This window comes from Pseudomonas fluorescens (assembly GCF_900636825.1).
Taxonomy (GTDB): Bacteria; Pseudomonadota; Gammaproteobacteria; order Pseudomonadales; family Pseudomonadaceae; genus Aquipseudomonas; species Aquipseudomonas fluorescens_BG.
Map to the genome: position 1 here is coordinate 1,337,865 of NZ_LR134318.1, position 25,499 is coordinate 1,363,363.

General features: G+C 57.8%; 29 protein-coding genes and 3 pseudogenes. 20 read left to right on the plus strand and 12 right to left on the minus strand.

The window, feature by feature from the left end:
• Positions 1–77: 77 nt before the first annotated feature.
• The 9 genes from EL257_RS06040 (at position 78) to recX (ending at position 7,323) form a co-directional block, all read left to right on the plus strand.
• Positions 78–2,270 (plus strand): phage tail tape measure protein, encoded by a 2,193-nt coding sequence (locus tag EL257_RS06040; RefSeq protein WP_126360711.1) that lies wholly within the window; start codon positions 78–80, stop codon positions 2,268–2,270.
• A complete protein-coding gene (locus EL257_RS06045) occupies positions 2,270–2,653 on the plus strand; it encodes a phage tail protein (RefSeq protein WP_126360713.1) in 384 nt (127 codons plus the stop codon). The genes EL257_RS06040 and EL257_RS06045 overlap by 1 nt, the downstream gene beginning before the upstream one ends.
• Complete coding sequence (locus EL257_RS06050; protein ID WP_126360715.1) at positions 2,646–2,858, plus strand: tail protein X; 213 nt, start codon at positions 2,646–2,648, stop codon at positions 2,856–2,858. The genes EL257_RS06045 and EL257_RS06050 overlap by 8 nt, the downstream gene beginning before the upstream one ends.
• Before the next feature lie 9 nt (positions 2,859–2,867).
• Entirely contained in the window at positions 2,868–3,899 is a 1,032-nt protein-coding gene (locus tag EL257_RS06055) for a phage late control D family protein (RefSeq protein ID WP_126360717.1), read from the plus strand.
• A gap of 174 nt (positions 3,900–4,073) precedes the next feature.
• Positions 4,074–4,640 carry a glycoside hydrolase family 19 protein gene (locus EL257_RS06060; protein ID WP_126360719.1) on the plus strand — a complete coding sequence of 189 codons (567 nt, stop codon included), beginning with the start codon at positions 4,074–4,076 and terminating at the stop codon, positions 4,638–4,640.
• A complete protein-coding gene (locus tag EL257_RS06065; protein WP_126360721.1) occupies positions 4,619–5,137 on the plus strand; it encodes a lysis system i-spanin subunit Rz in 519 nt (172 codons plus the stop codon). Before EL257_RS06060 ends, EL257_RS06065 begins: the two co-directional genes overlap by 22 nt.
• Positions 5,138–5,204: 67 nt before the next feature.
• On the plus strand, positions 5,205–5,705 hold the full coding sequence (locus tag EL257_RS06070; RefSeq protein WP_126360723.1) for a CinA family protein: 501 nt from the start codon (positions 5,205–5,207) through the stop codon (positions 5,703–5,705).
• An 83-nt stretch (positions 5,706–5,788) separates the two neighbouring features.
• A complete protein-coding gene (gene recA, locus EL257_RS06075) occupies positions 5,789–6,844 on the plus strand; it encodes a recombinase RecA (protein WP_007908746.1) in 1,056 nt (351 codons plus the stop codon).
• Between the two features lie 8 nt (positions 6,845–6,852).
• Complete coding sequence (recX, locus tag EL257_RS06080) at positions 6,853–7,323, plus strand: recombination regulator RecX (protein WP_126360725.1); 471 nt, start codon at positions 6,853–6,855, stop codon at positions 7,321–7,323.
• 43 nt (positions 7,324–7,366) lie between these two features.
• Here the strand turns inward: recX and EL257_RS06085 are convergent.
• Positions 7,367–7,699 (minus strand): annotated as a pseudogene (locus EL257_RS06085) (cytochrome D ubiquinol oxidase subunit II); the annotation flags it as partial.
• Positions 7,700–7,742: 43 nt separating this feature from the next.
• Here EL257_RS06085 and EL257_RS06090 point away from each other — a divergent pair.
• The 6 genes from EL257_RS06090 (at position 7,743) to EL257_RS06115 (ending at position 13,426) form a co-directional block, all read left to right on the plus strand.
• On the plus strand, positions 7,743–9,227 hold the full coding sequence (locus tag EL257_RS06090; protein WP_126360727.1) for a tyrosine-type recombinase/integrase: 1,485 nt from the start codon (positions 7,743–7,745) through the stop codon (positions 9,225–9,227).
• Between the two features lie 328 nt (positions 9,228–9,555).
• Positions 9,556–10,170, plus strand: a complete 615-nt coding sequence (locus EL257_RS06095; protein ID WP_126360729.1) for a Bro-N domain-containing protein — start codon at positions 9,556–9,558, stop codon at positions 10,168–10,170.
• 587 nt (positions 10,171–10,757) lie between these two features.
• Complete coding sequence (locus EL257_RS06100) at positions 10,758–11,039, plus strand: hypothetical protein (RefSeq protein ID WP_060519988.1); 282 nt, start codon at positions 10,758–10,760, stop codon at positions 11,037–11,039.
• A 176-nt stretch (positions 11,040–11,215) separates the two neighbouring features.
• Positions 11,216–11,602 carry a hypothetical protein gene (locus EL257_RS06105; RefSeq protein WP_060520003.1) on the plus strand — a complete coding sequence of 129 codons (387 nt, stop codon included), beginning with the start codon at positions 11,216–11,218 and terminating at the stop codon, positions 11,600–11,602.
• Positions 11,603–11,643: 41 nt separating this feature from the next.
• Positions 11,644–12,654: a hypothetical protein gene (locus EL257_RS06110; protein ID WP_060519990.1), complete on the plus strand. Its 1,011-nt coding sequence runs from the start codon at positions 11,644–11,646 to the stop codon at positions 12,652–12,654.
• Between the two features lie 226 nt (positions 12,655–12,880).
• Positions 12,881–13,426, plus strand: a complete 546-nt coding sequence (locus EL257_RS06115) for a hypothetical protein (RefSeq protein WP_082422076.1) — start codon at positions 12,881–12,883, stop codon at positions 13,424–13,426.
• Between the two features lie 580 nt (positions 13,427–14,006).
• Here the strand turns inward: EL257_RS06115 and EL257_RS28355 are convergent.
• A pseudogene (locus tag EL257_RS28355) lies at positions 14,007–14,195 on the minus strand (L-aspartate oxidase); the annotation flags it as partial.
• A 51-nt stretch (positions 14,196–14,246) separates the two neighbouring features.
• A pseudogene (locus EL257_RS06120) lies at positions 14,247–14,978 on the minus strand (LOG family protein); the annotation flags it as partial.
• A gap of 349 nt (positions 14,979–15,327) precedes the next feature.
• On the opposite strand from EL257_RS06120, the gene EL257_RS06125 reads away from it, so the two are divergent.
• Complete coding sequence (locus tag EL257_RS06125) at positions 15,328–15,522, plus strand: hypothetical protein (RefSeq protein WP_126360733.1); 195 nt, start codon at positions 15,328–15,330, stop codon at positions 15,520–15,522.
• Here EL257_RS06125 and EL257_RS06130 read toward each other — a convergent pair whose 3' ends face one another.
• Positions 15,523–15,948 carry a PA3611 family quorum-sensing-regulated virulence factor gene (locus tag EL257_RS06130; RefSeq protein WP_034154935.1) on the minus strand — a complete coding sequence of 142 codons (426 nt, stop codon included), beginning with the start codon at positions 15,946–15,948 and terminating at the stop codon, positions 15,523–15,525. It abuts the gene before it with no gap.
• A 189-nt stretch (positions 15,949–16,137) separates the two neighbouring features.
• Here EL257_RS06130 and EL257_RS06135 point away from each other — a divergent pair, with 189 nt between their 5' ends.
• Complete coding sequence (locus EL257_RS06135; protein ID WP_126360735.1) at positions 16,138–16,884, plus strand: tRNA-uridine aminocarboxypropyltransferase; 747 nt, start codon at positions 16,138–16,140, stop codon at positions 16,882–16,884.
• Between the two features lie 72 nt (positions 16,885–16,956).
• Here the strand turns inward: EL257_RS06135 and EL257_RS27680 are convergent, their stop codons facing one another.
• The gene (locus tag EL257_RS27680; RefSeq protein WP_172604455.1) at positions 16,957–17,115 is read right to left on the minus strand and encodes a hypothetical protein; all 159 of its coding nucleotides are present in this window, start codon (positions 17,113–17,115) and stop codon (positions 16,957–16,959) included.
• On the opposite strand from EL257_RS27680, the gene erdR reads away from it, so the two are divergent.
• Positions 17,108–17,758, plus strand: coding sequence for a response regulator transcription factor ErdR (gene erdR / locus EL257_RS06140; protein WP_126360737.1), 651 nt, complete (start codon positions 17,108–17,110; stop codon positions 17,756–17,758). The two genes, EL257_RS27680 and erdR, sit on opposite strands and share 8 nt — an antisense overlap.
• A 74-nt stretch (positions 17,759–17,832) precedes the next feature.
• The gene (locus tag EL257_RS06145) at positions 17,833–18,195 is read left to right on the plus strand and encodes a diacylglycerol kinase (RefSeq protein ID WP_126360739.1); all 363 of its coding nucleotides are present in this window, start codon (positions 17,833–17,835) and stop codon (positions 18,193–18,195) included.
• On the opposite strand, the gene EL257_RS06150 is transcribed toward EL257_RS06145, so the two are convergent.
• Entirely contained in the window at positions 18,192–19,118 is a 927-nt protein-coding gene (locus tag EL257_RS06150) for a LysR family transcriptional regulator (protein ID WP_126360741.1), read from the minus strand. The two genes, EL257_RS06145 and EL257_RS06150, sit on opposite strands and share 4 nt — an antisense overlap.
• 131 nt (positions 19,119–19,249) lie before the next feature.
• Between EL257_RS06150 and fpr the strand changes: the two genes are divergently transcribed.
• A complete protein-coding gene (fpr, locus tag EL257_RS06155; RefSeq protein WP_007908723.1) occupies positions 19,250–20,029 on the plus strand; it encodes a ferredoxin-NADP reductase in 780 nt (259 codons plus the stop codon).
• 191 nt (positions 20,030–20,220) lie between these two features.
• On the opposite strand, the gene tsaA is transcribed toward fpr, so the two are convergent.
• The 6 genes from tsaA to rimO form a co-directional block, all read right to left on the minus strand.
• Entirely contained in the window at positions 20,221–20,919 is a 699-nt protein-coding gene (gene tsaA, locus EL257_RS06165) for a tRNA (N6-threonylcarbamoyladenosine(37)-N6)-methyltransferase TrmO (RefSeq protein WP_126360745.1), read from the minus strand.
• 159 nt (positions 20,920–21,078) lie between these two features.
• Entirely contained in the window at positions 21,079–21,804 is a 726-nt protein-coding gene (locus EL257_RS06170) for an SDR family NAD(P)-dependent oxidoreductase (RefSeq protein WP_126360747.1), read from the minus strand.
• 169 nt (positions 21,805–21,973) lie between these two features.
• Positions 21,974–22,441, minus strand: coding sequence for a DUF1456 family protein (locus tag EL257_RS06175; protein WP_126360749.1), 468 nt, complete (start codon positions 22,439–22,441; stop codon positions 21,974–21,976).
• A 70-nt stretch (positions 22,442–22,511) separates the two neighbouring features.
• Positions 22,512–23,222: an rRNA pseudouridine synthase gene (locus EL257_RS06180; RefSeq protein ID WP_126360751.1), complete on the minus strand. Its 711-nt coding sequence runs from the start codon at positions 23,220–23,222 to the stop codon at positions 22,512–22,514.
• Between the two features lie 156 nt (positions 23,223–23,378).
• Positions 23,379–23,852 (minus strand): GNAT family N-acetyltransferase, encoded by a 474-nt coding sequence (locus EL257_RS06190; protein ID WP_126360755.1) that lies wholly within the window; start codon positions 23,850–23,852, stop codon positions 23,379–23,381.
• Positions 23,853–24,078: 226 nt separating this feature from the next.
• Positions 24,079–25,416 (minus strand): 30S ribosomal protein S12 methylthiotransferase RimO, encoded by a 1,338-nt coding sequence (rimO, locus tag EL257_RS06195; RefSeq protein WP_126360757.1) that lies wholly within the window; start codon positions 25,414–25,416, stop codon positions 24,079–24,081.
• Between the last annotated feature and the right edge of the window lie 83 nt (positions 25,417–25,499).

Here is a 25,499-nt window from a genome sequence, read left to right on the forward strand (position 1 = left end):
ATGGGACGCCGAAAAGGCGTTGCGCCGCTACGACATAGCGATCACTCGCCTTGGCGTAAAACAGGAGTAGAGCGGCAATGGCAGAGAGTAAATATGCGCCGGCTCACGCTGATCTGAGTGGAAGCGCGGCGGACGCGTTGCCGGATAGCCTGGGCAAATCGCTGCAGGACCTGAACGTGACGCTGTCCCTGGCAAGCGTGGACATTCGTCTGCTGACTCAGGAACAGATCAAGCTGCGCGAACAGTTGGTCAGTCAGCATTCTTTGTTCAAGGTCGTGGCAGCGACACCGGCTGCCAATAGTGAGCCGAAGTCAAAGCTCAAGGCAGAAATCGAGCAGCGTCAGCCACCGAAAAAACTGCAGTCGGCGATGGCAAATGAGACCGCGCTGGTGGAGCTTGATCAGGTATTGCAGCTGAATAAGACATCGCTTCAGGCGCTTTCGGAAAAGAACCTGGAAATCGCCAGCGAGAAACGGATTGCGCCGAGTGGTGCAACGGGCGCGGATTTGCTGCAAGTGCAACTGGCTGCGGCCCGATCCGGCATCGGCGATGGTTTGAAGGGTGAGCAAAGGACGGATGAACTACAAGGTTTCGCCAGCGATGCCGCAACCAATGCGTCGGCGTTCAAGATTGACGTCAAGGACGCCGGTGAAATGCTGGCGAGCTGGCGCACTTCGCTGAAGCTCAATCGCTTGCAAGGTCAGGATCTTGCTGACGTAACCAATTATCTTGGCAACAGTGGGCTGAACGCCAAAGCCGCAGACATCGGTTCAGTGGTTCAAAGCACTGGCGAAGATGCAAAAGCGGCGGGGCTCAAGCCCGAGCACATCGCGGCGCTGGCCGCAGCGTTCCTCAATAGCGGGGCTGGCAAGGCTGATGCTGGCGCTGCACTGAAAACTCTGGCCAGCGTGTTGGGCAAAGGCGAATCGGCATCGTCGGCGCAACGTGGAGCATGGGCGGAGATCGGGCTTAATCCCGAGTCGCTCGCGCGCGGTCTCAGTGACGATGCTCCCGAAACGATCAAGCTGGTACTTGAACAACTCAAACAACAACCGGATGACAAACAAGCTTCACTGACCAAGACATTGTTCGGCGATAACGCTGCAATCCTCGATCTGTTGAAGAAGCCTCAGGACGTTCAAACAGCGTTCAGGCTGGTGGGTGACAAGACTCGTTATGCGACATCGGTGCGGGGGGCGGGTGCAGGTTCGGCAACCGAAACTGCCGAGGCGTACGGCAACACATCTCAGGGACGCTGGAATGCACTGGATGCGAGTCTCAATCGGCTTTCCACAGCGGTCGGTAACGCACTGGCTCCAGTGACTGACGGTATGGCGGTGGCGCTTACTGCATTGGCCAATGGCGTCAGTGCGGCGGCCGAGACCTTCCCCGCGCTTACGGCAGGGCTGGTGTTATTTGGCGCAGCGGCAATGCCGTTTGTGGGTGGTGCATTGAAATCCGGCGTGACTTCGGTACTCGACGCTGTCACCTCCAGACTGTTGCGTCTGGCAACTGCGCGACTGCCGCCAGGGATACGCGACGCAATCAACGACGACGATGGCGATGATAGGCGCAACAAGAAACGCTCCGGACGTGCGAAAAAATCCAAACCACCGTCCAAGGCCGTGCAGCCCCGCACAAGCGCTGTACGGTCAGGCCTGGGCGCACGATTGCGCAGCGCCGCAACCAAGGTCATGCCTGCTATCAAAGGGGCTGCCTCCAATGTCGGACCGATGATCAAGAACGCAGGCTCGAAAGTTACGCCGTTGCTGGCGCGGGCGGCACCGTTAGCCAGATTTGCCGTGCCACTGACGGTCGCTCATGCCGCTTACAAGGGTCTGAAGGGCTGGCGCGAAGGCGATAATCAGGCGGTTGCCGGAGCCACAGGTGAACTCGCGGGGACTGCCATCGGTGCCGTCGTCGGGTCGCTTTTCCTTCCTGGGATCGGGACCGCCATTGGTGGTGTCGTGGGTGGCGCCATTGGTTCGTTTCTGGGTGAAAAACTGGCTGATCCTCCTGCCGACAAATTGGCCCCGCCGGGTGATGTCGCCAAGAACCTCGTCAACGCGCCAAACCAGAACCAGTCGCAGCAAGTCACCTTCTCGCCGTTGATTCAGGTCACCTGCCCGGCACCGGATACTGCCGAACAGATTCGTACGATCATCGGCCAGCAACTCAGCGGGCAATTCCACGGTCAGTTCCTGCCGCTGTTGACCAACAACGCCCTCGCCACCCGCCGCGATGCAGCCCTCACCGATGGAGTCGCCTGATGAAACAACAAATGGCATTGGGCAGTTTCATCTTCGGCCTCTCACGAAGTTTTGCGTACCACCAGTTGTTGCGCAAAACCGATGGCGGCTGGATGGAATTGCCGATCCTCACCAGCAAGCCCAAATCCAGTCAAACCGGACAGAAAACGGAAACCCTGACCATCACCGGCAAATCGATGTACGCCGTCGCCATGGATCGGCTCGATGAATTGCGTGCCTTGCAGGCGCTGCGTATTCCGCTGCCGCTGATTGACGGCATCGGTCGCAATTGGGGGCTGTGGCGAATCAGCAACGTTCAGGAAACCCAGACCCAGATCATCGATGACGGCACGGCGATGGTGGTCGATTGGGTCATCGAATTGGCGGAGTTCAACAATGCGTAAGGTACGAAGCGTGGCTGGTGATTCGGTGAATCTGCTGCTCTACCGCGAAACCGGGCGCAGCGATGACGCCGCCGAAGAAGCGCTGTGGAAACTTAACCCGACCCTGGCCGAGCACGGCGCGGTTCTGCCCGCAGGCATCTGGGTGGTGCTTCCCGAATTTGACGCGCAACCCGCCGCGATCAAAACGCTCACGGCCTGGGATTAAGGAGGTTGTATGGCACTGGGTTTTACCCCGCTCGTGCAGATTTATGGCGCAAACGCGGATCTGCTCAACAAGCGTCTGATCAGTTGGGAGCACATCGATGCCGCTGGTATCGAGTCGGATCAACTGACCCTGACCATTGATCTGGAAGGCCTCGAAGGGCTGCCAAATCTCGGCGGAAAAATTGGCCTGTTGGTGGGTTACCAGGAAATGGACGAGATGGTCGACAAGGGGCAGTTCAAAGTCACTCGCCTGACGCCGACGCTGTTTCCGTTTCGCCTGACTTTGGTGGCCACGGCAGCGCCATTCAGCAAGGATGACGAAACCGGCTTCAAGCAGCGCCGGACCGCCAGTCACGGGCCCACGACGCTCGGTCAATTGTTTAGCAAACTGGTGTCGGCGCACGGCTTTTCGTCGCGTGTCGCAGCGGACGTGTCGTTGATCAAGATTGCCCACGTCGACCAGTCCAATGAAACCGACATGGGCTTTCTGACGCGGCTGGCCAGGAAATACAACCTGGTCGCCAAACCCTATGGCGATGCGTATGTGCTGGCCCGGCCCGGTCAGATCAAATCAATCTCGGGCCAGAAACTGACGGATGTAACGTTGTCGGTCACCCACGATAATCGTCCCGGGGATCACGCCTTTATCAGCGCCACCCTGGAAGAAGGCGCCCGCGAACAGACCCAAGGCTGCAAGACCTGTTTCTGGGATGCGGCGGCGGCTGTGGTGCGCTGGATTGAAACCGGCGTGGCACCGCACAAGGTCATCCGCCAGCAGCAGCCCAACGAAGCCGACGCCATCGCGGTCGGCGAGGGCGAAGTGCGCAAGATGTTGCGCAAGAAATTCAAGGTGAAAATCACCTGTCCGGGTAATCCGCTACTGACCGCCGAAGGATTGTTGTTGCTCGACGACACCTGGCCGGACTTCATGCGTGGGCGCTGGTCGATCGAAAAAGTCACTGCCAATGGCAATCGCGAAAACAGTTATCGCTGCGTGATTGATGCCGCCTGCCTCGATCCCAAGGCCGAAGGCAAAGATTGATTCAGCTATTTCTTGCGAAGCGCGCACGCGACTTTGGTCACTTCAGCAGGGTTTTCACAGCGCCCGAGAGGATGGCCCCTCACAGTCTTTTGAAAATCCTGGAAAGAAATGGCTGGCCCGCATCAATCGTCAGCCGTGCTTCAATCGGAGCGTATCCAGGGAGGATCAAGCATCATGCAAATAACTGAAAACAACCTTATCGACATCATGCCCAACGCCCGCTCCCAAGCGGGCGTTTTTGTTTCTGCGCTCAACGCCGCCATGACTCGGCGCCGCATCGACACGCCCAAACGCATGGCTGCGTTTCTGGCGCAAATTGGCCATGAATCCGGCCAACTGCGCTATGTGCGGGAACTGGGGAACAACCAATATCTGAGCAAATACGACACCGGTACGCTGGCCTTGCGTCTGGGCAACACTCCGGAGGCTGACGGCGACGGGCAAAGGTACCGCGGACGTGGACTGATACAAATCACTGGCCGTAGCAATTATCGCCAATGCAGCGTTGGCCTGTTTGGTGACGAACGCCTGTTGACCTTGCCCGAACTGCTCGAACAACCGCAATGGGCGGCGGAGTCCGCTGCGTGGTTCTGGGAGCAGAACGGCTTGAATGAACTGGCCGACCGTGATCAGTTCAACACCATCACCCGTCGCATCAACGGCGGGTTGAACGGTTTACAGGATCGTCTGGAAATCTGGGCGCGGGCGAGGGCGGTGCTATGCCAATCCCCTGGCGCGTGATCGGAATCTCGTTGTTGGCGCTGGGGGCGTTTGCCGCGGCCTGGCAGTTTCAGGGCTGGCGCTACGGGCAACAATTGGCCGAGCAGGCGCGGTTCAACGCCGAAACGCTCAATCAACTGACTCTCTCCGCTGCCACCGCGCAACGGGTTGAACAGGATAAACGTCTGGCGCTGGCGCAACGGCTCGCGACCAGTGAACAAAGCCATTACCGAGCATTGAGCGATGCCCAACGTGATCAGGATCGCCTGCGCGATCGCCTTGCCACTGCTGATGTGCGCCTGTCAGTCCTTCTCGACACCAGCGAGATTGCCCCAGGCTGCAACGTGCCACCCGCCGCCGGCGCCGGCCGCGTGGATCCTGCAACCGTACGCGCCCGACTTGACCCGGCGCATGCTCAACGAATTATCGCCATCACCGCCGCCGGCGATCGTGGATTGATCGCTTTGCAGGCCTGTCAGGCGTATGTCAGAGCGCTCGCGCCCCAACATTTTGAATGAGTCGGTGTATTGAAAGCGCGACCGGCTCGTGTACGGTGGAGGCATTCCACATGCTTCGGAGCTCGCCGTGAAAGAGACCACCCAACTGGCCGCTGATTTGGGCCGACGTCTGCAAGTGCTCAATGCCCACGTGACCACCGCCGAGTCTTGCACCGGCGGCGGGATTGCCGAAGCGATCACGCGAATTCCGGGCAGTTCGGCCTGGTTCGAGGCGGGCTACGTGACGTACTCCAATCGGCAGAAAACCCGACAGTTGAATGTGCCGGGCGATCTGTTCGAGACGGTGGGGGCGGTCAGTCGCGAGGTGGTCGAGGCGATGGTCCGCGGTGCGCAGCAGCAAAGCCTGGCGCATTTTGCCGTGGCGGTCAGCGGCGTCGCCGGGCCTGACGGTGGCACGCCGAACAAACCGGTGGGTACGGTGTGGCTGGCCTGGGCCGTGGGCGATGCTGTTTACAGCGAGGTTCAGCACTTCCCGGGTAACCGCGATGAGGTTCGCCGACAAACGGTGAAGGCCGCGCTAGAGGGGCTTGCGCGACTAGCGGCACGAGAAATCGAAAATCAGGGGTAGGCGATCTTCGAGCGCTGTGGAATAATACTGTCTACTTATACAGGTGTTGGCCGTCAGGCCTTATTGATTACGTGAGGACTTTAATGGACGACAACAAGAAGAAAGCCTTGGCTGCGGCCCTGGGTCAGATCGAACGTCAATTCGGCAAGGGTGCCGTAATGCGTATGGGCGATCAGGATCGTCAGGCGATCCCGGCCATTTCCACTGGCTCTCTGGGTCTGGACATCGCACTCGGCATCGGCGGTCTGCCAAAAGGCCGTATTGTTGAAATCTACGGTCCTGAATCCTCCGGTAAAACCACACTGACCTTGTCCGTGATCGCTCAGGCGCAAAAAGCCGGTGCGACCTGCGCATTCGTCGACGCCGAGCACGCCCTCGATCCAGAATACGCCGGCAAGCTGGGCGTCAACGTCGATGACCTGCTGGTGTCCCAGCCGGACACCGGTGAACAGGCTCTGGAAATCACCGACATGCTGGTGCGCTCCAACGCCGTTGACGTAATCATCGTCGACTCCGTGGCAGCACTGGTTCCGAAGGCTGAAATCGAAGGCGAAATGGGTGACATGCACGTGGGCCTGCAAGCCCGTCTGATGTCCCAGGCGCTGCGCAAGATCACCGGTAACATCAAGAACGCGAACTGCCTGGTGATCTTCATCAACCAGATCCGTATGAAGATCGGCGTGATGTTCGGTAGCCCGGAAACCACCACCGGTGGTAACGCGCTGAAGTTCTACGCTTCGGTTCGTCTCGACATCCGCCGTACCGGCGCGGTGAAGGAAGGCGACGAAGTTGTCGGCAGCGAAACCCGCGTCAAGGTTGTGAAGAACAAAGTGGCTTCGCCGTTCCGTCAGGCCGAGTTCCAGATTCTTTACGGCAAAGGCATTTACCTCAATGGCGAGATGATCGACCTGGGTGTGTTGCACGGTTTCGTCGAGAAGTCCGGCGCCTGGTATGCCTATGAAGGCACCAAAATCGGTCAGGGCAAGGCCAACTCGGCCAAGTTCCTGGCAGATAACCCGGAAATCGCCGCGAAGCTCGAGAAGCAACTGCGTGACAAGCTGTTGACACCAGCAGTGATCGACTCCAAGGCTTCTGCAGTCAAAGAGACCGAAGACGATCTGGCCGACGCTGATATCTGATTGCAGCGATGACCACCGCCGTACTCGATACCCTCGTCGCTGTGCGGCGAACCGCGATGGACCTGCTCGCGCGCCGCGAGCATGGTCGAGTCGAGCTGACGCGTAAATTGCGTCAGCGCGGCGCTGAGGCAGAGATGATCGAAACAGCTCTCGACCGTTTGACGGAAGAGGGCCTGCTTTCCGAAGCCCGCTACCTTGAAAGCTTTGTTTCCTATCGTGCGCGTTCCGGTTACGGCCCGTTGCGGATTCGTGAAGAGCTCAGCCAGCGCGGTTTGCAACGCCCCGATATCGAACTTGCCTTGCGCGAAAGCGGTATCAATTGGCAGGAGCAGCTTCGCGAAACCTGGCAACGAAAATTTGCCGGACATTTGCCGATAGATGCCAAGGAACGGGCCAAGCAAGGTCGATTCCTCGCTTATCGAGGGTTCTCGATGGAGATGATCAACCGCTTGTTCAGCGGCAGAGGGGTGGATGATTAAAATAACGGCCCGCTATGAAAATAGCGGGCCGTTTTTTTTGCATTCAAATCATCTTTGACGGTTCGCGAGAACGCTGGATTGCTTGCTGCGGCGGCGAGTCGGCCCAGTTTTGCGGCAGGTTGATGTAATCGATCAACTCTCTCAAGCGTCCGTGAGTGCGGGCGTTGAAGGCGAAGGCAAGTCGCGCCAGATGGCTGTATTGCGCTTCGTCGTGTTCCTCGCCGCTGTAGGCGTGTTGATGAAAGCGGTCACTCAGGCACAAGTCGGCGAACGCTTCCTGCATCTGTTCCAGTGCTTGATCGCTGAGCTTGTGATTCATGCGGATCACGAACTGCCGCTTGAGCCAGCGGCTGGAGTGAAAGTTGCTGTAGAACTCGACCCAATGAGGCTAAACCCAATGGATACAGGGGTTTCAGCCGATGAGCGTCCTCAAGAGTCCCCAAAATGGGACAAACCTGTTACAAACCGCCCTTGCCAAGCCGTACCACTATCGTCGGTCTGGCCGCTATTACCTTCGCCTTCGCCCGCAAGGCGCCACTCAAGGCTTCTTTACGTTATCGCTTAGGACCACCGATAAGGCCACCGCAATGCAAATCTCGAAGGACATCCTCAAGACCCTCTCTCTTTTCCACTTGGATAACCCAAAGGCCTCCTGGAGGGAGCTTAAAGAGCGCCTGATTACCATCGCTGAGGAGTGCCTTACGATGGCCCACGGAGACGACTCCTTGGTGGCCTATGAGATGATCTATGACGAGCTTCGGTTGTCCTTACGTGAGGCCTCGGCTAAAGAACCGTTGACCGTTGACCAACAAAGGGCTGCCGGTAAGTACGTGGAGGTCCTTGAGGCTGCTCAGGAGCGTTTGAAGGGCAGACCTCAGAAGCTGGTAGAGATCATAAGAGAGCTGAAGGGTGAGTCTTGTGGCACGTCAATGGCCCCATATCTGCCCCTATCTGTATTGCCGTCCACACCAGTGGCGCTCAGCACACCGATGACCTTCAAGACCCTCTCGGGGCTCTACATGGACGAGCGCAAAGACAGCATTCAGGCCAGCACCATGAGGGACGTGAAGTCCTCGTGTGAGGCTATCGGTTCGATCCTTGGGGACCTGAACTTGAGGACCCACACAAGGGAGGACATGAGGAATCTGAGGGATAAACTCTTGGAGGACCGCAAAGCTTCGACGGTGAAGAAGCTGCTCACCAGATTCTCGACTGTAATGGACTGGGCTGTGAACAATGGCTATCTCGAAAAGAGCCTTGATAAGGGCTTGAAGCCAACTAAGGGAGCCGATAGCTCTCGTGAGCCGTTCTCTCGGGATCAGGTGAAAGCCCTGATGGATCACGCGAAGACCCTTCCAGTAGACGCATGGCAGCGCTGGGCGTTGTCCCTTGGGGTCATCACTGGGGCTCGCATCGAGGAAATCAGGCAGTTGACCAAGGCGGACATCAAGGAGGTCCCAGGTGTCAGTGGTGCGAACCGCACTTGGGTCATCGACATAAACAGGAACGATGGGAAGTCAGTTAAGACCAATAGCTCAGTGAGGGTCATTCCGTTGACCGATGGGGCCTATGGGTTTGATCTTCAAGCGTTCCTTGAGTTTGTCGCAAAGGCCGACTCTCGGTTGTTCACGTTGGGCGCTGGGCAGTTCTCCGGGGTGCTCAATGGGACCCTTAGGGAAGTCCTGGGCCTCAAGACTGATAGAACACAAACCTTCCACTCACTGCGTCACTCTCTCGCGGGAGCCTTGAAGGCCGCTGAGGTCCCTGTGGGCACCGCCGAGTCGATCTTGGGGCATTCCTCGGGGTCGATCAGTTACGACCTTTATGGGGCCGGGAGTGCCGTAGAGGTGGGGCGGATGGCTGAGGCATTGAGGGCAGCCTTCAAGATGGAGGCCGCACAATGAGCAAAGTGACCATCACTAACAATCCACTGGTCGCGCTTCGCTTGGGTCTACCTTTCCGGCTATGCCGTCTGCCTGACAAAGGGCCTCAATTCGGCCACGGTGTTTATATACCGCCAGGGCACCTACAGCGATTCATGACAATGCACGCTATGTCTCTAATTGAGGACTTGGAGGCCTTGGCGATACGCGATGAGATGATGCAAGAAGAAGTTGATAGGCTTCGGCTCAGTATCGACACTCGACGGGCTACTTGTGGACTTTCTCCAAGGGCACTGGTGGGGCATACCGAGCAATCGGACATAGTGGGGCGCGTGGAGGTCGCACTGTAATGACGATGAAATTCGTTAAGCAGAACTTTATGGGCATCGAACTGGATGTCCTAATTGGGCATCCTGAACATAGACTTCTGTTTATCGCTACGCAGGTCGCTAAGGCTGCTGGGTTGAAGAACCCGGCTGTAGCTATCAACGTGGCACGCCGCAACCACGGTTCTGGCGGGGCTTTGGAGACACTAATACTGCCAGATAGTATTAGTCTCCCGGTGGACTCTAAGGGCGCAGTGAATAAGGCTCGGCGCTATCGGGGTGCGGGGATGCAGCTTCTTGAGGCACTGGTGGCGGAAAACGCCACTTGTGAACTACCACTCGACCAGGGAGGGAAGAAGTACCGCATCACCACCACGCTTTTCACTGAGGCTGAGACCTATCAGATGCTCCTTCGGGGTCACGCCCCAGCCTCTGAACCATTCCGCAAGTGGGTCACTGAGGAGGTTCTCCCTTCGATCCGCAAGACTGGCACCTACAACATCCACGAAAGCGAAACTAAGGAAGCCCAGCAGTTCGCGGGGGAGTTCGCACAGCTCCACTCGGCAATCTCTGAGCTGACCAGTGAGGTCCTCAGTCTCAAGGAGATCATCGCGGGCTTCCAAAAACCCTCACTATAAGGGGAACCCAAGGATGGGACCCCGAGTGTGTGCGTGTGAGGTGAGGCCTGAATTAAAAACCCTCACTATAAGGGGGACAGGAGGATAAGCCCGCTTGGTTAAACCAAGTGGCACCTTCTGCCCACCTACTGCCAGTCCTTTGGGCTGGTCACTGCTGACCCATTGCCTGTGTCTCTGGGTCGCCTTCTTGTCTATCGCCAGTCGCTGCCCCTCGGGGTCATGCCAAGGTGGGCAACGGGAGGACAATCGGGAGCTATGAGCCCGAGCCTAAGGCAGACAGGCGTATCGTGGTGTTCGCTCAATGTGACCTGGTGTTCACTTTGGGCCTTTTCGAGAACTGGGGGCGCTCGAACTGACCACGAGAACAGGGGGGGCTTAAAGAACTTAAAGATTAACTAAGAGGTTCTCTTGGAGATCATTAATTATCTTGTGTAAACAAGTAATTAAATCTTTAGGTTTATCTTTGGGTCTTAGTGATTAACTTTAAGTTTCTCTCTTGGTGTCTTAAGGTTAGGACGGGTCTTGTCAGACCACGAACCTGGGAACTTCGAGGTAGCTCAAAGAGCAAACAAAAGGAGCCTGTATACATGACCAAAAAGATAGTCCCGAGACCTGATGCCTCAGAGGAGCACTTGGCGATTATAGGGTCTCTCCGTGAGGCCATCGACGTGCCCGCTAAGTTGCACCTGCTAATTGACCTGAGGTCTTCCTATAAGCCCCACCGTGAGTGGAGCCGGGAGGAGCAGTACCTCATTGACCACCATAGGTCGCCACTGCTGCCCAAGCTGATAGCGTCCCTTGGAGCTGCTGGTGTCTCACTTCGGGACGCCCTGAGCGTGCCACTGTTATTCAAGATGAACGCGAAGTAATTACACCGGTTGTCCTCACAGCGTTAGCCGCACTAACCAAGGGCACTTAATAGAAATCAAGAATCCATAGAGCAACTTTCAGGGTAGGCGTATCGTCCGTCTTCTCCGTGTCTTGTCGTGCGCTCTACGTGCGGACTGAAAGTTGCTCTATGGGTAGGTCGGAGAAATATACCCAAATGAACATCAACATCACCGCTGTAACTCCCTCTAAGGCCACCGTGAACGGTCAGCCAATGGCCCGAGAGTATGTCGAGACTTTGTTGTTGCCCCTATTGGTGGCAGCACACGGCAAGAACTACTCGGGAATCCTTCAGGTTGCTCAAGTATTTGCCGCTGCTGGTCTGTCCCTGAGTGCATCCCCTGAGGCCGCTCGTAGTTATCGAGAGCATATGGCCGAGAAGGCAGCACTTGAAGCTCGTCAGATTGCTGAGGCTAAGGCCAACGCTGAGCGGTGCCGTGTGCCGACCCCACAGGAAATCGCAGAGAAGAAGGCCGAGCGTGCGCGTCAGGCTCAAGCCATCCGTGAGCGCGGTGAGCGTCTCCGTGCCCAGCTTGGCCGCTGATAGCAACCACACCCATTCATAACCTTTAGGAGTTACAAGCAATGAAGCCTTTTCAATACAAGACCCCTGAGCGGGTCTACACCCAATCCGTGAAGTCCCTCGGGCTTACCCAAGCGACATTCCACAGTTCGGACATTCGGGCCGAAGAGGTGGCTGCAAGCGACCCAGCAGTCTACGCCTTGGCAATGCAGGAAGCCGCCGATGAGCACCTGAATGGCGAAGAGTGGCGGGAGGACATGAACAATGCTTTCCCGTCCGAAGTGCGCCCTTATGGTTCAATCCCAACGTGCCCCCAAGTTGCCCTGATGGCTGATCGGTCAGTGACCTTCGATCCCCGGCAGACCTACGATGGTCGCACAGTGACCAAGGGTGTAGCTCTGGCAGGCTCGCTTGTGTCCATGGAGGCCCCTGAGGTCGGCGTGTTGGTGTCGGCTCGAATCTCTATCCTCGACCACACCGTCCAGTTTGGTTTCACTGAGCGGAGCATGGAGCAGACCGCCAATAAGGTCCTAAATGACCTTGAGCTGACCATGGCTGGTAAGATCGCTGAGAGCCTGGAGAGCCAACCCTCGGTCTCTAAGGTCTACGTTGGGCCACTCACTGGCACACCGGCTGCCCAGGCTGAGGACTTCCTTGACCTCATCGCCACCCACCTGGACACCTACTGGGGCCGTGACATCTCAGAGTTTGGCGTTCTGATTCCCGTGAGTCTTCGCCCTGTTCTTAATCGTGCCGCCCAAAGGGCAGGCTTGGAGGACATCGACGAATTGGTGGGCACTCGTGTGCAGGTCTACAGCGGACCAGATCGAGGCATCTTCTTGGCACCCAAAGCGTTCGCTCTGTTGTCCTTTCGTGAGAACCGTGAAGGCGACGTGTGGCGCATTGAGCTGAGCCGCAATAGTGCCTCGCTGAGCTGGGAGCTGGAGGTCAGCGCAGTGGTAGACGTAATGGCTACCGCTATGGTCGAGGTGAAGGTAAACGGTTCTGACTGGGAGACCACCCCAGTGGCCTTGCCTCTCATCAAGCAGATCGTCCTTTCGGATGCGCCTTGAGGGACCCGCAAGTAGGGCCTAAAGGGTCCCCTCAAGTCTGAGGGGGCCTCGCTGGATTCCATCAATCAACGAGTCCAAATCTGGACCGGTTAACGCCCGTCGCTGGGCATTCATCAAACACAGTCTTTCTGTTTGCTCTCTGTGCCATCGATCAGAGCCCGTCATGGGGCCTGTGTGCTGGTCTGTGGGAGCGAACTCAGAGAGCAAACAAAAGGAAAACATGAACATGATCGATATCAAACACAAGCACGCGGCCCACGTAATCATCATTGAGGGTAAACCTTTCAAGGCTAATGACTCGGGTATGTGGGACCTGACTGACATCTGGCGGACCCTGAAGCTACCCAAAGGCAAACAACCGGGTAAGTGGGTAGACACCAAGAAGGCCAAGACCTTGGAACAAACCGGAAATATCGGTTCGTTAAACAAGGGGCGAGCAGGCTCCGTGACTCAGGCCACCAAGCGGGCCACTCTGGCATATGCCGGATGGGTCTCAGATGAGTTCGAGGCAATGGTCTATGACGCCTTCGAGGCGATCCTTGAGATGCCTGAGGTCGCCTTACTGGTGGCCGACAAGATGCGCAACATGGGCAATGACCATAGTGCTGCAATCCTTGAGCGGTCCGCCTTCAATGATCGCTGTGACTGGAGGGCTCTCAAAGCTCCCCACAAGAACACCCAAAAGGGGCTGAGGGCTGCTGTAGCCAAGGGCAACCTGTCCCTTGAGCGAGCCATTGGTTTAGGCCTCAATAGGTCCCCGCTTAGAGCGTGAAGTTGCTATGCTCAGCCGCTAAACACTCCAACGTAAGGTCAGCCATGAGCTTCACGCTGTGTTTCACTTACAACAATAAACGAGTGGTCACGAAGGTGTCAGTCGATCATCTGACCCCATATGCGGCTGTTTGTTTTGCCCTGCTTCAGTCGGGAGCCACCAACGACTCAAGCCGTGGAGGCTGGCCTGACTCCTATGAGGGCATCCTTGAGGTTGCCAAGCATTACGGCCTTACAAACTTCAGCTTCCACCACTCCCTGAAATCATAGGTGACCTCATGGACCGCTTGCAGGCCCTTTACTGGGTCTGTGTGGCTGTGCATATGGCCTTATGGTGCGTCAACGCGTGCCGTTGGCTATACGGACACCTCAAAGACCCTTGATGAAAAACTGACAGAAAAATCTGAGACCCCATTCCACACAATGTCTTCCCAGGCTTTCCCCCGTATGCCCCTCCCTGGAGACCCCGGACGAATGAGCCGAGGACTGGGACAAAGGTGGAACAAAGGTGGGACAAAGGTGGGACAAACCTGTTGCAAAACGGGGTCTCTCCTCGCTAACCTGAAGGCTCCTAACGTGCCTCAAAAGGTCGGTGTGAGGATCGTATCCTTCGCCTCTGGCAGCATCTCCGGGTAGTCCAAAGTGTAGTGCAGGCCCCGAGATTCCTTGCGTTCCATGGCAGACCGGATCATCAGTTCCGCTACCTGAGCAAGGTTCCTCAATTCGATCAGGTCTCTGCTTACTCGGTAATTGCTGTAGAACTGGTTGATCTGTTCCACCGCCTCGTCAACGCTGTAGACCAGTCGCATCAGCTTCATGTCGGTCGGCAGGATATAACGGTTTTCCTCCAGTTGCTGGCGGATGAAATCCAGCGCGCCTTGCCAGAATGTCCCGCCCGGAACATCCAGCAACACCACCGGCACCAATGGGCTTTTGCCGGTCTGAATCAACGTCAGAACTTCCAGGGCTTCATCCAGGGTGCCGAACCCACCAGGGCATAAAACCAGTGCGTCAGCCTCTTTGACGAAGAACAGCTTACGCGTGAAGAAGAAATGGAACGGCAGCAGATTGCCCGTGCCATCGACAGTGGGGTTGGCATGTTGCTCGAAGGGCAGGGTGATGTTGAAACCCAGGCTGTGGTCACGCCCGGCGCCTTCGTGTGCCGCGGCCATGATGCCGCCGCCAGCACCGGTGATGACCATCATGTCTGAGCGCGTCAGCGCTGCGCCCAATTCTCGGGCCATGGCATACAAGGGATGCTCGACCGGTGTTCGCGCCGAGCCGAAAACGGTGACTTTGCGCCGTCCCTTGAATTGCTCCAGCACCCGAAACGCCTGCTCCAGTTCACGCAGCGCTTGCAGGGTGATCTTGGCGTTCCAGCGATTGTGGTCTTCCTGGGCCATGCGCAGCACGGTCAGGATCATGTCGCGGTAAATGGGGATATTCGGGCTGTCGGGGGAAACACGGCTGAGTTGTGCTTCGACCTGGCTGATGAGGTCGGGGCCGCTTTCCTGAAAATGACGACTGAGCAGGTCATTCGGTTGGTAAGGCATTCAACTTCTCCTTCTGCACAAAGCGACTGGCCCCAACAATCAACGTCCGGGCCGCGCTGCAAAAACGCACACGGCGGCAGTTCCATTTCTGCCGTTCAAGAATGATCGAGATACTTTGAATCTAGACCCTCGCACGCATTTGCGCTGACTTGAACAGTGCGCTGTAACGTTTTGCCTAGCAAACGCTTATCGGTTTTTAGTCGAGGCATCGCCGCTCGTCTGAACATACGACCTGGCGCGAACCCTCTGATTTACTCAAGTACAGATGTCATACGACAACTTTGCGTCAGCGCGCATACGCAAGGTGCAGGCAATTGAAGGATTCGTGGATGGCAAGGAGGCGGGATGCATGGCCAGAGTGGTTCTGGAAATCGATACGCAGCTGTATCGAATGCTGAAGGCATCAGCCGAGGCCAATCAAGTCAGTCTCGAGGAGGAGTGTTGCCGGCGGTTGGCGGGTGGCGAGCGCCGTTCGCGCTATCTGCAGGCCTTGTTGGCCGAACTGCGCGCCGAGGATGAACAGCGGCGCGCCAATTCGCGATGATTACTTCTTCTTCGCCGGGCCGGCTTTCGGGCAATCCGATTCCTGGTAGCTGGCAGAGCCGATCGCCTTGTTGGTTTTCACTTCGGTGAAGTCGTAACGCATGATCGCGCCCTTGGCCATCAGCTTGCGGAACGACGGGTTGTTGCACACCGAGGCGCCCAACTGGAAATACACGGCTTTGGGATCAGCGCGCATCTTGTCGGCATGGCTCTTTTGCACGCTCAGATGGTTGATCAGCTGAGTGCCTTCGACGGTGTAGCCCTGATCGAGAATGTCTTCATTGATGGCCCGTGGCGTGCCGACGCTGCTTTGGGCGGCGACGTTGCGCAGCTCTCTGTTCAGATTCTGCTCACTCAGGGATGCAGCCTGAGCGGTGAAGGACGACGCCAGCAGAATGGCAGCGGTGGGAACGATAAGGCGCAGCATGAAACTCTCCTGATTCGGTGACTGGTGGTTCGACCAGCCTCGGGGCTGTGCGTTCAGTGGCGGCGAATTATAGGGGAGCCGGTCGGGAGGGTACAGGCTTGTGCCCATCGCTCTGGTAAACTGCCGGCCTTTATTGCCCTGCCGAGTGTCGTTCGTGTCGAGTTTTCCAGCTTTTCGGCCTTGCCCGAGATGAATCATGCGTCCAATGCCGTCGCCCGCCTGCGCGATCAGCGCGAAGATGAAGGCATCAAGCCGATTCAGGCCCGTGGCTTTCGCTCCGAGCGTTGCCGTGATTGCCGGGTGATCATCAGCCATTGCCTGTGTGCCTGGCGGCCGAACGTCGAAACGCGTTCGGGCGTGTGCCTGATCATGACCGGCAAGGAAGTGTTCAAACCGAGCAATACCGGTTGGCTGATTGCCGATGTGGTGCGCGACAACCATGCCTTTATCTGGTCACGCACTGAGCCCGATCCGCAAATGCTCGCGTTGCTCAATGATCCGCAATGGCAGCCGTATCTGGTATTTCCGGGCGAATATGTCGAGCCGTCACGGGTGACCAACACCGTGGCCGTCGATCACAGCAAGCGCCCGCTGTTTATTCTGCTCGATGCTACGTGGACCGAGGCGCGCAAGATCTTTCGCAAAAGTCCCTATTTCGACCGCCTGCCGATCCTCAGCCTCCTGCCCGACAAACTCTCGCGCTACCGACTGCGCCGTTCGACCCGCAGCGAGCATTTGTGCACCGCCGAAGTCGCGGCGTTGTGTCTGGAACTGGCCGGTGACAGCGATGCAGCCTCAGCACTCGACGCTTATTTCGATGTGTTCAGCCAGCATTATCTCGGCGCCAAACAACAACTGGACATGAATGAATCGACACCCGCTCACGCCGAGCTGCTGCCCTATATACGAAAGCCGCAGCCTGAGTTGGCCCAATAGTGGCCCATACTGTCGAGAGGGCTGGCCGTGTTGCTTGACCACCCCGGTTTCGCTGGGCATGCTTGGCGCCGATTAGGGTGCGGCCAAGGTTTGATACGCCGTTTTTGCTGATGATTGGCGTTGAACGTGCCCCTGTGGATAGCGCTTCGAAGCGCTATCTCGAGTTGTTTTGGCCAGAGCGGAATGCACCGCGTCTGCCATCAAAAACAGGATCATTTGAATAATGGCCACATACGACATCCTGATTGCCGACGATCACCCCCTGTTTCGTAGCGCCCTGCATCAAGCGGTGACGCTGGGCCTTGGCCCGGATGTGCGATTGGTGGAAGTGGCAAGCATCGCTGAATTGGAAGTTCGCCTGACCGAAAAGGCCGACTGGGATCTGGTCCTGCTCGACCTGAACATGCCCGGCGCTTATGGGTTTTCCGGACTGGTGCTGCTGCGCGGGCAATACCCGCAGATTCCGGTGGTGATGGTTTCGGCGCAGGAAGAAGCTTCGGTGATGGTCAAATCCCGCGAATTTGGCGCCAGTGGCTTTATTCCCAAATCCAGCGACCTCAGCGTGATTCAGGATGCGGTGCGTAAAGTGCTTGATGGCGATGTGTTCTGGCCACCCCAGGCGTTCGAAGCTGTCAGTGTCTCCGACGAAGCCAAAGCCGCCAGCGATGGCCTCGCCAGCCTGACGCCACAGCAGTTTCGGGTGCTGACCATGGTCTGCGAGGGCCTGCTGAACAAGCAGATCGCTTATGAGTTGAGCGTGTCGGAAGCGACGATCAAAGCTCACGTCACGGCAATTTTTCGCAAACTGAATGTGCGCACTCGCACGCAAGCGGCTTTACTGCTGCAACAACTTGAGTCAATTCCGAGCCAGTAATGGCTGGTGGTTTCACGCTTTTTTGACTTTTGTTGATCTAGCTTCCCCACTCCTTTTTGGTTGGTTTCTTCCTTATGTCACCTTTCAAGGGCCAGACCGGCCTGAAACGAATCCTCAACGCTTCCGGCTATTCGCTCGACGGCCTGCGCGCCGCCTTCACCGGCGAAGCGGCGTTCCGCCAATTGGTATTGCTCAATGTCGTGCTGATTCCGCTGACGTTCTTCCTGAACGTCAGCCGTGTCGAACAGGCGCTGCTGATTGCGGTGTGTTTGCTGGCGCTGATTGTCGAGCTGCTGAATTCGGCAGTGGAAGCGGCCATCGACCGCATCTCGCTGGAGTTGCACCCGCTGTCGAAGAATGCCAAGGACATGGGCAGCGCCGCGCAGTTTGTTGCGCTGACCATGATCGGGCTGGTGTGGGCGGTGATTCTGCTTTAAGCAATGGTCGGCAAGACGATCTCGTCGCTGCGCTGCACCCCGGCGGTGAACGCGCGGCACAGCTCGAGAAACTCGCGCATCGCTGAGGTCTGGTATTTCTGCTTGTGCCAGATGAAATAGAACTGCCGGGCCAGATCCAGGTCCGGCGTCTCCACCGGCACCAGGCTGCCGCGGCGGAAAGCATCGCGCAGCGCCAGCCGCGAAATGCAGCCAATCCCCAGACCTGATTCCACCGCGCGTTTGATCGCTTCGGTGTGCTCGAGCTCGAGACGAATGTTCAGCGCGCTGCGGTGGTGGCGCATGGCTTGGTCGAAGGTGAGGCGGGTGCCAGAGCCTTGTTCGCGCAGAATCCACGCCTCGTGGGTCAACTCTTCCATGCTCGCACTGCCGCGCTTGGCCAATGGATGCTGCGGCGCGCAGAAAACCACCAGCTCATCCTCGACCCAACTTTGCACTTCGATGTCCGGATGGCTGCAATCGCCTTCGATCAGACCCAGATCAATTTCGTAGTGGGCGACTTGTTGCACGATATTAGCTGTGTTCTGAACATGCAGCTTCACCTGGCTTTCCGGGTGCCGCTGCATGAAGCTGCCGATCAGCAGTGTCGCCAGATAGTTGCCAATGGTCAGCGTCGCCCCCACTGATAAAGAACCGAAACCGGATTTGCCGTTGAGCAGGTCTTCGATCTCCTTGGCTTGATCGAGCAAGGCCACGGCTTGCGGCAACAGCTGTTTACCGAGGGCGTTGAGGCTCAGCCGTTTGCCGGCGCGGTCGAACAGCTGGCAGCTGGACTGGCGCTCAAGCTCGGTGATCGAGGTGCTGGCCGCCGATTGCGAAAGGTTCAGCAGACCCGCAGCACGGGATACGCTTTCCTGCTGGGCGACGGCGACGAAAACTTGCAGTTGACGGAGAGTGAATCGCATATCGATATAACCGATAACCCTTATCTTAATAATCCAGTTAACAGATATTGTCGTCGCTATTAGAATGCGATGCAATTGCGCACGTAAGCCTTATTGAGCCGCGCAGACCAATCTCCAGGAGTCAAACGTACATGAGCAACATGAACCACGAGCGTGTCCTCAGTGTTCATCACTGGAACGACACTCTGTTCAGCTTCAAGTGCACCCGCGATCCAGGCCTGCGCTTCGAGAACGGTCAGTTCGTGATGATCGGCCTGCAGCAGCCCAACGGCCGCCCGCTTATGCGCGCTTACTCGATCGCCAGCCCGAACTGGGAAGAGCATCTCGAATTCTTCAGCATCAAAGTGCAGGACGGTCCGCTGACGTCCCAGCTGCAGCATTTGAAGGAAGGCGACGAGATCATCATCTCGAAGAAGCCTACCGGCACCCTGGTTCTTGACGACCTGAACCCGGGCAAGCATTTGTACCTGCTGAGCACCGGCACCGGTCTGGCGCCGTTCATGAGCGTGATCCAGGATCCGGAAACCTACGAGCGCTTCGAAAAAGTGATCCTGGTTCACGGTGTGCGTTACGTCAACGAAGTCGCCTACCGCGAGTTCATCACCGAGCACCTGCCGCAGAACGAGTTCTTCGGCGAAGCGCTGCGTGACAAGCTGATCTACTACCCGACCGTGACCCGCGAGCCGTTCGAGAATCAGGGCCGTCTGACCGACCTGATGCGCAGCGGCAAGCTGTTCAGCGACATCGGCCTGCCTCCGATCAACCCGCAGGATGACCGCGCGATGATCTGCGGCAGCCCTAGCATGCTCGACGAGACCAGCGAAGTGCTCGACAGCTTCGGCCTGAAGATCTCGGCGCGTATGCGTGAGCCGGGTGATTACCTGATCGAGCGTGCATTCGTCGAGAAGTAAGCCTCACTGAAAAAGCCCCCATTGCCAGCACAGGCAACGGGGGCTTTTTCATGCCCGAAATATTTCATTCATATCTGCCACGACCCATGTAGGAGCTGCCGAAGGCTGCGATCTTTTGATCTTGTTTTTCAAGATCAAGATCAAGATCAAAAGATCGCAGCCTTCGGCAGCTCCTACATCGACCGCGAGCATCAATCCCCGGCACGGATGACTTCCAGCACGCGGATCTGCTCGGGCGTCGGATAATGCCAGCGCACATCCAGATCCCAGAACTGCGCACCATATTCACGTTCCGGCGCCGGTGCCTGATACGCCGGACGCGGATCCTGCGCCAGACACTGTTCGATCAGCTCAACCAGCGGCTCGTCGAGGCGCTGAGCGTGTGTGTGCGCCTGTTTCAAAGCCGAATCCGTCCACTGCACATCAATCAGCTGTGGCGCGGCACTGGCGATCTCGTTGGTCGCGCCCGGAATGATATCGGCGTACGGCACATACGGTTTGATATCCAGCACCGGCGTGCCATCGAGTAGATCGATGCCGGAAATAAACAGTCGATGCCCTTCAACCTTGTCCAGTCTCACCACTGATTGGCCGATGCCATTGGGGCGGTGCGTGGCGCGCGTGGCAAACACGCCCATCGACTTGTTGCCGCCCAAGCGAGGCGGGCGCACCTTCAGGCGTGGTTTGTCCTCCAAAGCCTGATGGAACAGGAACAACAGCCACACGTGACTGACCTGTTCCAGGCCCTGCACGGCATCACCCTGATCGAACGGCGCTACCAGTTCCAGCACGCCGCGGGCGGCCGGGGCCAGTTGTGGCTGGCGGGGAATGGCGAACTTCTCCTTGAAGCAGGAGCGCACGAAGCCGATGGGGGAGACGCTGTAAGTCATGGTTTTGGATCGAAGCGGAGTAGGGCGGGAATGATGCCCTAAAGATCAAAAGATCGCAGCCTTCGGCAGCTCCTACACTTTCGTCCTGTAGGAGCTGCCGCAGGCTGCGATCTTTTACAGGCTGAACCCACCGTCCAACGGGATGACATTGCCGGTCATCTATGCTCCAGCGGTACTCGCCAGGCTAATCGCCAGTGCCGCCATCTCTTCCTCCCGCCCCCAACGCTTCATCGGAATCAGCGCGGTATCTTCAGCCAGCGCCTGCTCATCATTTTCAATGTGCTGAGTCATCTTGCTCGGAAACCGTCCCGGCGCAATCACATTGACATTGATGTGCTGGCTCACCAGTTCCCGCGCGAGAATCCGTGACAGTTGGTGCAGGGCCGCTTTGCTGGGTCCGTAGGCATACGCCTGCTCGCCGAAGGAAGAGATGCCCGCCACCGAGCCAATATTGATAATCCGCGCCGGATTCGCCGCCGAGCCAGCCTTGCGCAGCAGCGGTAGAAATTGCTGAATGCAACTGAACACAGACGTTACGTTGAGCTGCATGACCTTTTCCCAGCCTTTGACTGGATAACTTTCGAGCGGCGCACCCCACGTGGTTCCGGCGTTGTTCACCAGAATATCCAGATGCGGAATCTGCTCGCCCAGACGCGCTGCCAGCTCCTGAACCCCTTCTTCAGTGGCCAGATTCGCCGCGACGCCGTGGCAAACGCCCAGCGCGCCGAGTTCTTCAGCGGTTTGATGACAGGCTTCGGCGTCGCGCGAGCAGACGTAGACGTGAGCGCCGGCCTCGACGAAGGCTTTGGCAATCATTTTGCCGATACCGCGAGTGCCGCCGGTCACCAGAGCGGTGCGGCCTTGCAGGGAAAAGTAGGGGTGCATGGCGAGTCCTGAGGGCTAGGGATCCATACACCCTAGTCGCCAGTCGCGCAAAGCGGAGCCACTATTTTCGGAGGGAATGAGGGGCCATGCGGCCAGCTTCGAGCTGCAAGCCACAAGCGGCAAGTTAAAGCGGGGCAGTAACTTGCAGCTTGCAGTTTGCAGCTGCTGTTTACGCTCTCACGCGCAGCGTGAGCCCTTTGAGGAAGTTGCGCAGCAACTGGTCGCCGCACGGGCGATAGTTGGTGTGGCCGACCTTGCGGAACAGTGCGCTCAGCTCAGGCTTGGATACCGGGAACTCGGCAGCCTTGAGGATCGCATGCATGTCGTCTTCTTTCAGCTCGAAAGCCACACGCAGTTTTTTCAGGATGATGTTGTTGGTCACCGGAACTTCGATCGGCTGTGGCGGACGGCTTTCGTCCTTGCCACGTTTGAAGATCACCAGGCCATCGAGGAAGTGCGCGATGACTTCGTCCGGGCAGCGCACGAAACCTTCTTCGTCTTCTTCTTTCTTGTCGAGCCAGGTCAGCACGTCAGCGAGCGCCACGTCCATGCCGCCCAGTTTGATGATCTCGACGACTTTCTTGTCGCTGATGTCGAGCATGTAGCGCACGCTGCGCAGTACGTCGTTATGAACCATGTCGGTATTCCTGATGCGTTGTTGGCAGCGCTCGCGAGCGCTGCCGAAATGTGGGGCGGCAGTGCAAGTGTCAGAACTTCTCTTTGCCGGACAGGTAGCGCCACTGACCGAGCGGAACCTTGCCGATCGAGACGCCGCCGATGCGGATGCGGCGGATGCCGATGACCTTCAGGCCGACCGCTTCGCAGAACTGCGCGATGATTCCCGGCTGCGGGTTTTTCATGGCGAAGCGCAGGCGATTTTCGTTCTGCCAGCTGGCCTTGACCGGCGGCAACTCCTTGCCCTTGTGCGTCAGGCCGTGCTGCAAGCGATTTAGGCCGTGGGCAACCATGTCGCCTTCAACTTCGACGATGTATTCCTGCTCGATCTTCGCAGCGTCGGCGGTGAGCTTGCGCAGGATTTTCCAGTCCTGGGTGAACACCAGCAGGCCACTGGCCTTGGGCTGCAGGTCGGCGCTGGCGGTCAGGCGCAGGAAGTGGCCACGCAGCGGGCGCTTGCCGTAGCGGTGTTCTTCGCTGAGGGTCTCGGCGCTCAGCGATTGCATGGCGCTTTCGACATCAATACCCGCCGGCGCGTTGAGCAGGATTGTCACCGGCTCCGGCGCAGTGGCCTGGGCATCCTTGTCCAGCTCGACTTTTTGCTCGCCGACTTTGTATTGCGGCTCGTCAATCACTTCGCCGTCGACGGTGACCCAGCCGCCCTCGATGAACAGCTCGGCCTCCCGACGGGAGCAACCAACCAGTTCGATGAGGCGTTTGGAGAGGCGAATCGGGTCAGTCATGACAGGGCCGTAACAAAAAAGGGGTTGGCATTGTACCTGTGTGGCGCCGGTTAAGCCCGGTTCCATTTGTAGGAGCTGCCGAAGGCTGCGATCTTTTGATCTTTAAAAAGCAAAGATCGCAGCCTTCGGCAGCTCCTACAAGAGTTCTGTGGTGTGTCAGGCGTGGCTTGAGCGTTGCTGGTTCTGCCGCAGGCGCATGTGCAGCAGCGGATACGGCTGGCCCATGCCATCGACTTCGGAGCGGCCGATCATCTCGAATCCCTGCTTTTCATAAAAGCCCAGCGCCTGCGGATTCTGTTCGTTGACGTCGAGTTCATCGGCATTGAGCCGTTCGATCGCATATCGGAGCAGCTGCTTGCCCAGTCCCTGATTACGATGCTCGGGATCGATGAACAACATTTCAATCTTGCCCGCCGCGACACCGGCGAACCCGGTAATGCGTTGCTGGCGGTCGCGGGTACAGATCAGCATCACCGCATCGAGATAGCGGGTGAGCACCAGATTGCGCAGCAGCTCGATGTAGCTGTCCGGCAGAAACTGGTGAGTGGCACGAACCGAGGCCTCCCAGACCCGGGTCAGTTCTTCGTAATCGCTGGTTTTCGGCGTGTGGATGACCGAATGCTGACGCATGTGCGTGTGTCTCTTGTGCGGTTCAAGGGAGTCCGTCCCCCGCTAAACGATAGCCGTAAAAAAGCCCCGCATCTCGGAAAAAGAGCGGGGCTTTTCAATACAGCGCTATCGCGAATCCCTGTAGGAGCTGACGAGTGTAACGAGGCTGCGATCTTTTGTTTTTCAAGATCAAAAGATCGTCCGTTCGCGCCCCGAGCCTTCGGCAGCTCCTACAGGGTATGCGGTGCTAGATCTGCTCAGCCCACAAATCGTATTCGTCAGCATCCGTCACCTTGCACCAGACCTTGTCGCCCGGCTTCAGGTTGCTGCCATTGTCGATAAACACGTTACCGTCGATTTCCGGTGCGTCGAAGAAGCAACGACCGACTGCGCCTTGCTCGTCAACTTCGTCCACCAGCACTTCGATCTCACGACCAACGCGCATTTGCAGACGTGCCGAGCTGATCGCCTGCTGGTGAGCCATGAAGCGCTCCCAACGGTCCTGCTTGACGTCGTCCGGAACCACTTCCAGATCCAGATCATTGGCCGGCGCGCCTTCCACCGGCGAGTACTGGAAGCAGCCAACGCGGTCGAGCTGCGCTTCGGTCAGCCAGTTCAGCAGGTACTGGAAGTCTTCTTCGGTTTCGCCCGGGAAGCCGACGATGAAGGTCGAACGGATGATCAGGTCCGGGCAGATCTCGCGCCAGTTCTTGATCCGCGCCAGGGTCTTGTCTTCGAACGCCGGGCGTTTCATCGACTTCAACACTTTCGGGCTGGCGTGCTGGAACGGGATGTCCAGGTACGGCAGGATCTTGCCGGCGGCCATCAGCGGGATCAGCTCGTCGACGTGCGGGTACGGGTAAACGTAGTGCAAGCGGACCCAGACGCCCAGCGTGCTCAAGGCTTCGCACAGCTCGGTCATGCGAGTTTTCACCGGCGCGCCGTTCCAGAAACCGGTGCGATATTTCACGTCGACGCCGTAGGCGCTGGTGTCTTGCGAGATCACCAACAGCTCTTTGACGCCGGATTTGACCAGGCGCTGAGCTTCGTCGAGCACATCACCGACCGGACGGCTGACCAGTTTGCCGCGCATCGACGGGATGATGCAGAAGGAGCAGCTGTGGTTGCAGCCTTCGGAAATCTTCAGATACGCGTAGTGGCGCGGGGTCAGCTTGATGCCTTGCGGCGGCACCAGGTCGATCAGCGGGTTGTGATCCTGACGCGGCGGCACCACGTCGTGCACGGCATTGACCACTTGCTCATATTGCTGCGGGCCGGTCACGGCCAGCACGCTCGGGTGCACGTTGCGGATGTTGCCTTCTTCCACGCCCATGCAACCGGTGACGATGACCTTGCCGTTTTCCTTGATCGCTTCGCCGATCACTTCCAAAGACTCAGCCTTGGCCGAATCGATGAAACCGCAGGTGTTGACCACCACGACATCGGCGTCCTGATAGGTCGACACCACGTCATAGCCTTCCATGCGCAGCTGGGTCAGGATGCGCTCGGAGTCGACCAGTGCTTTCGGGCAACCCAGAGATACGAAGCCAACCTTGGGATTGGCCGGCGCAGGAGTGGTGGACATGTCTAACCTCGGTGTTTTGTGACGTCGCTTTCGGGGTATCAAAACCGACGGATGGGCGCTTGAGATGCGCCTCTGATCAAAAA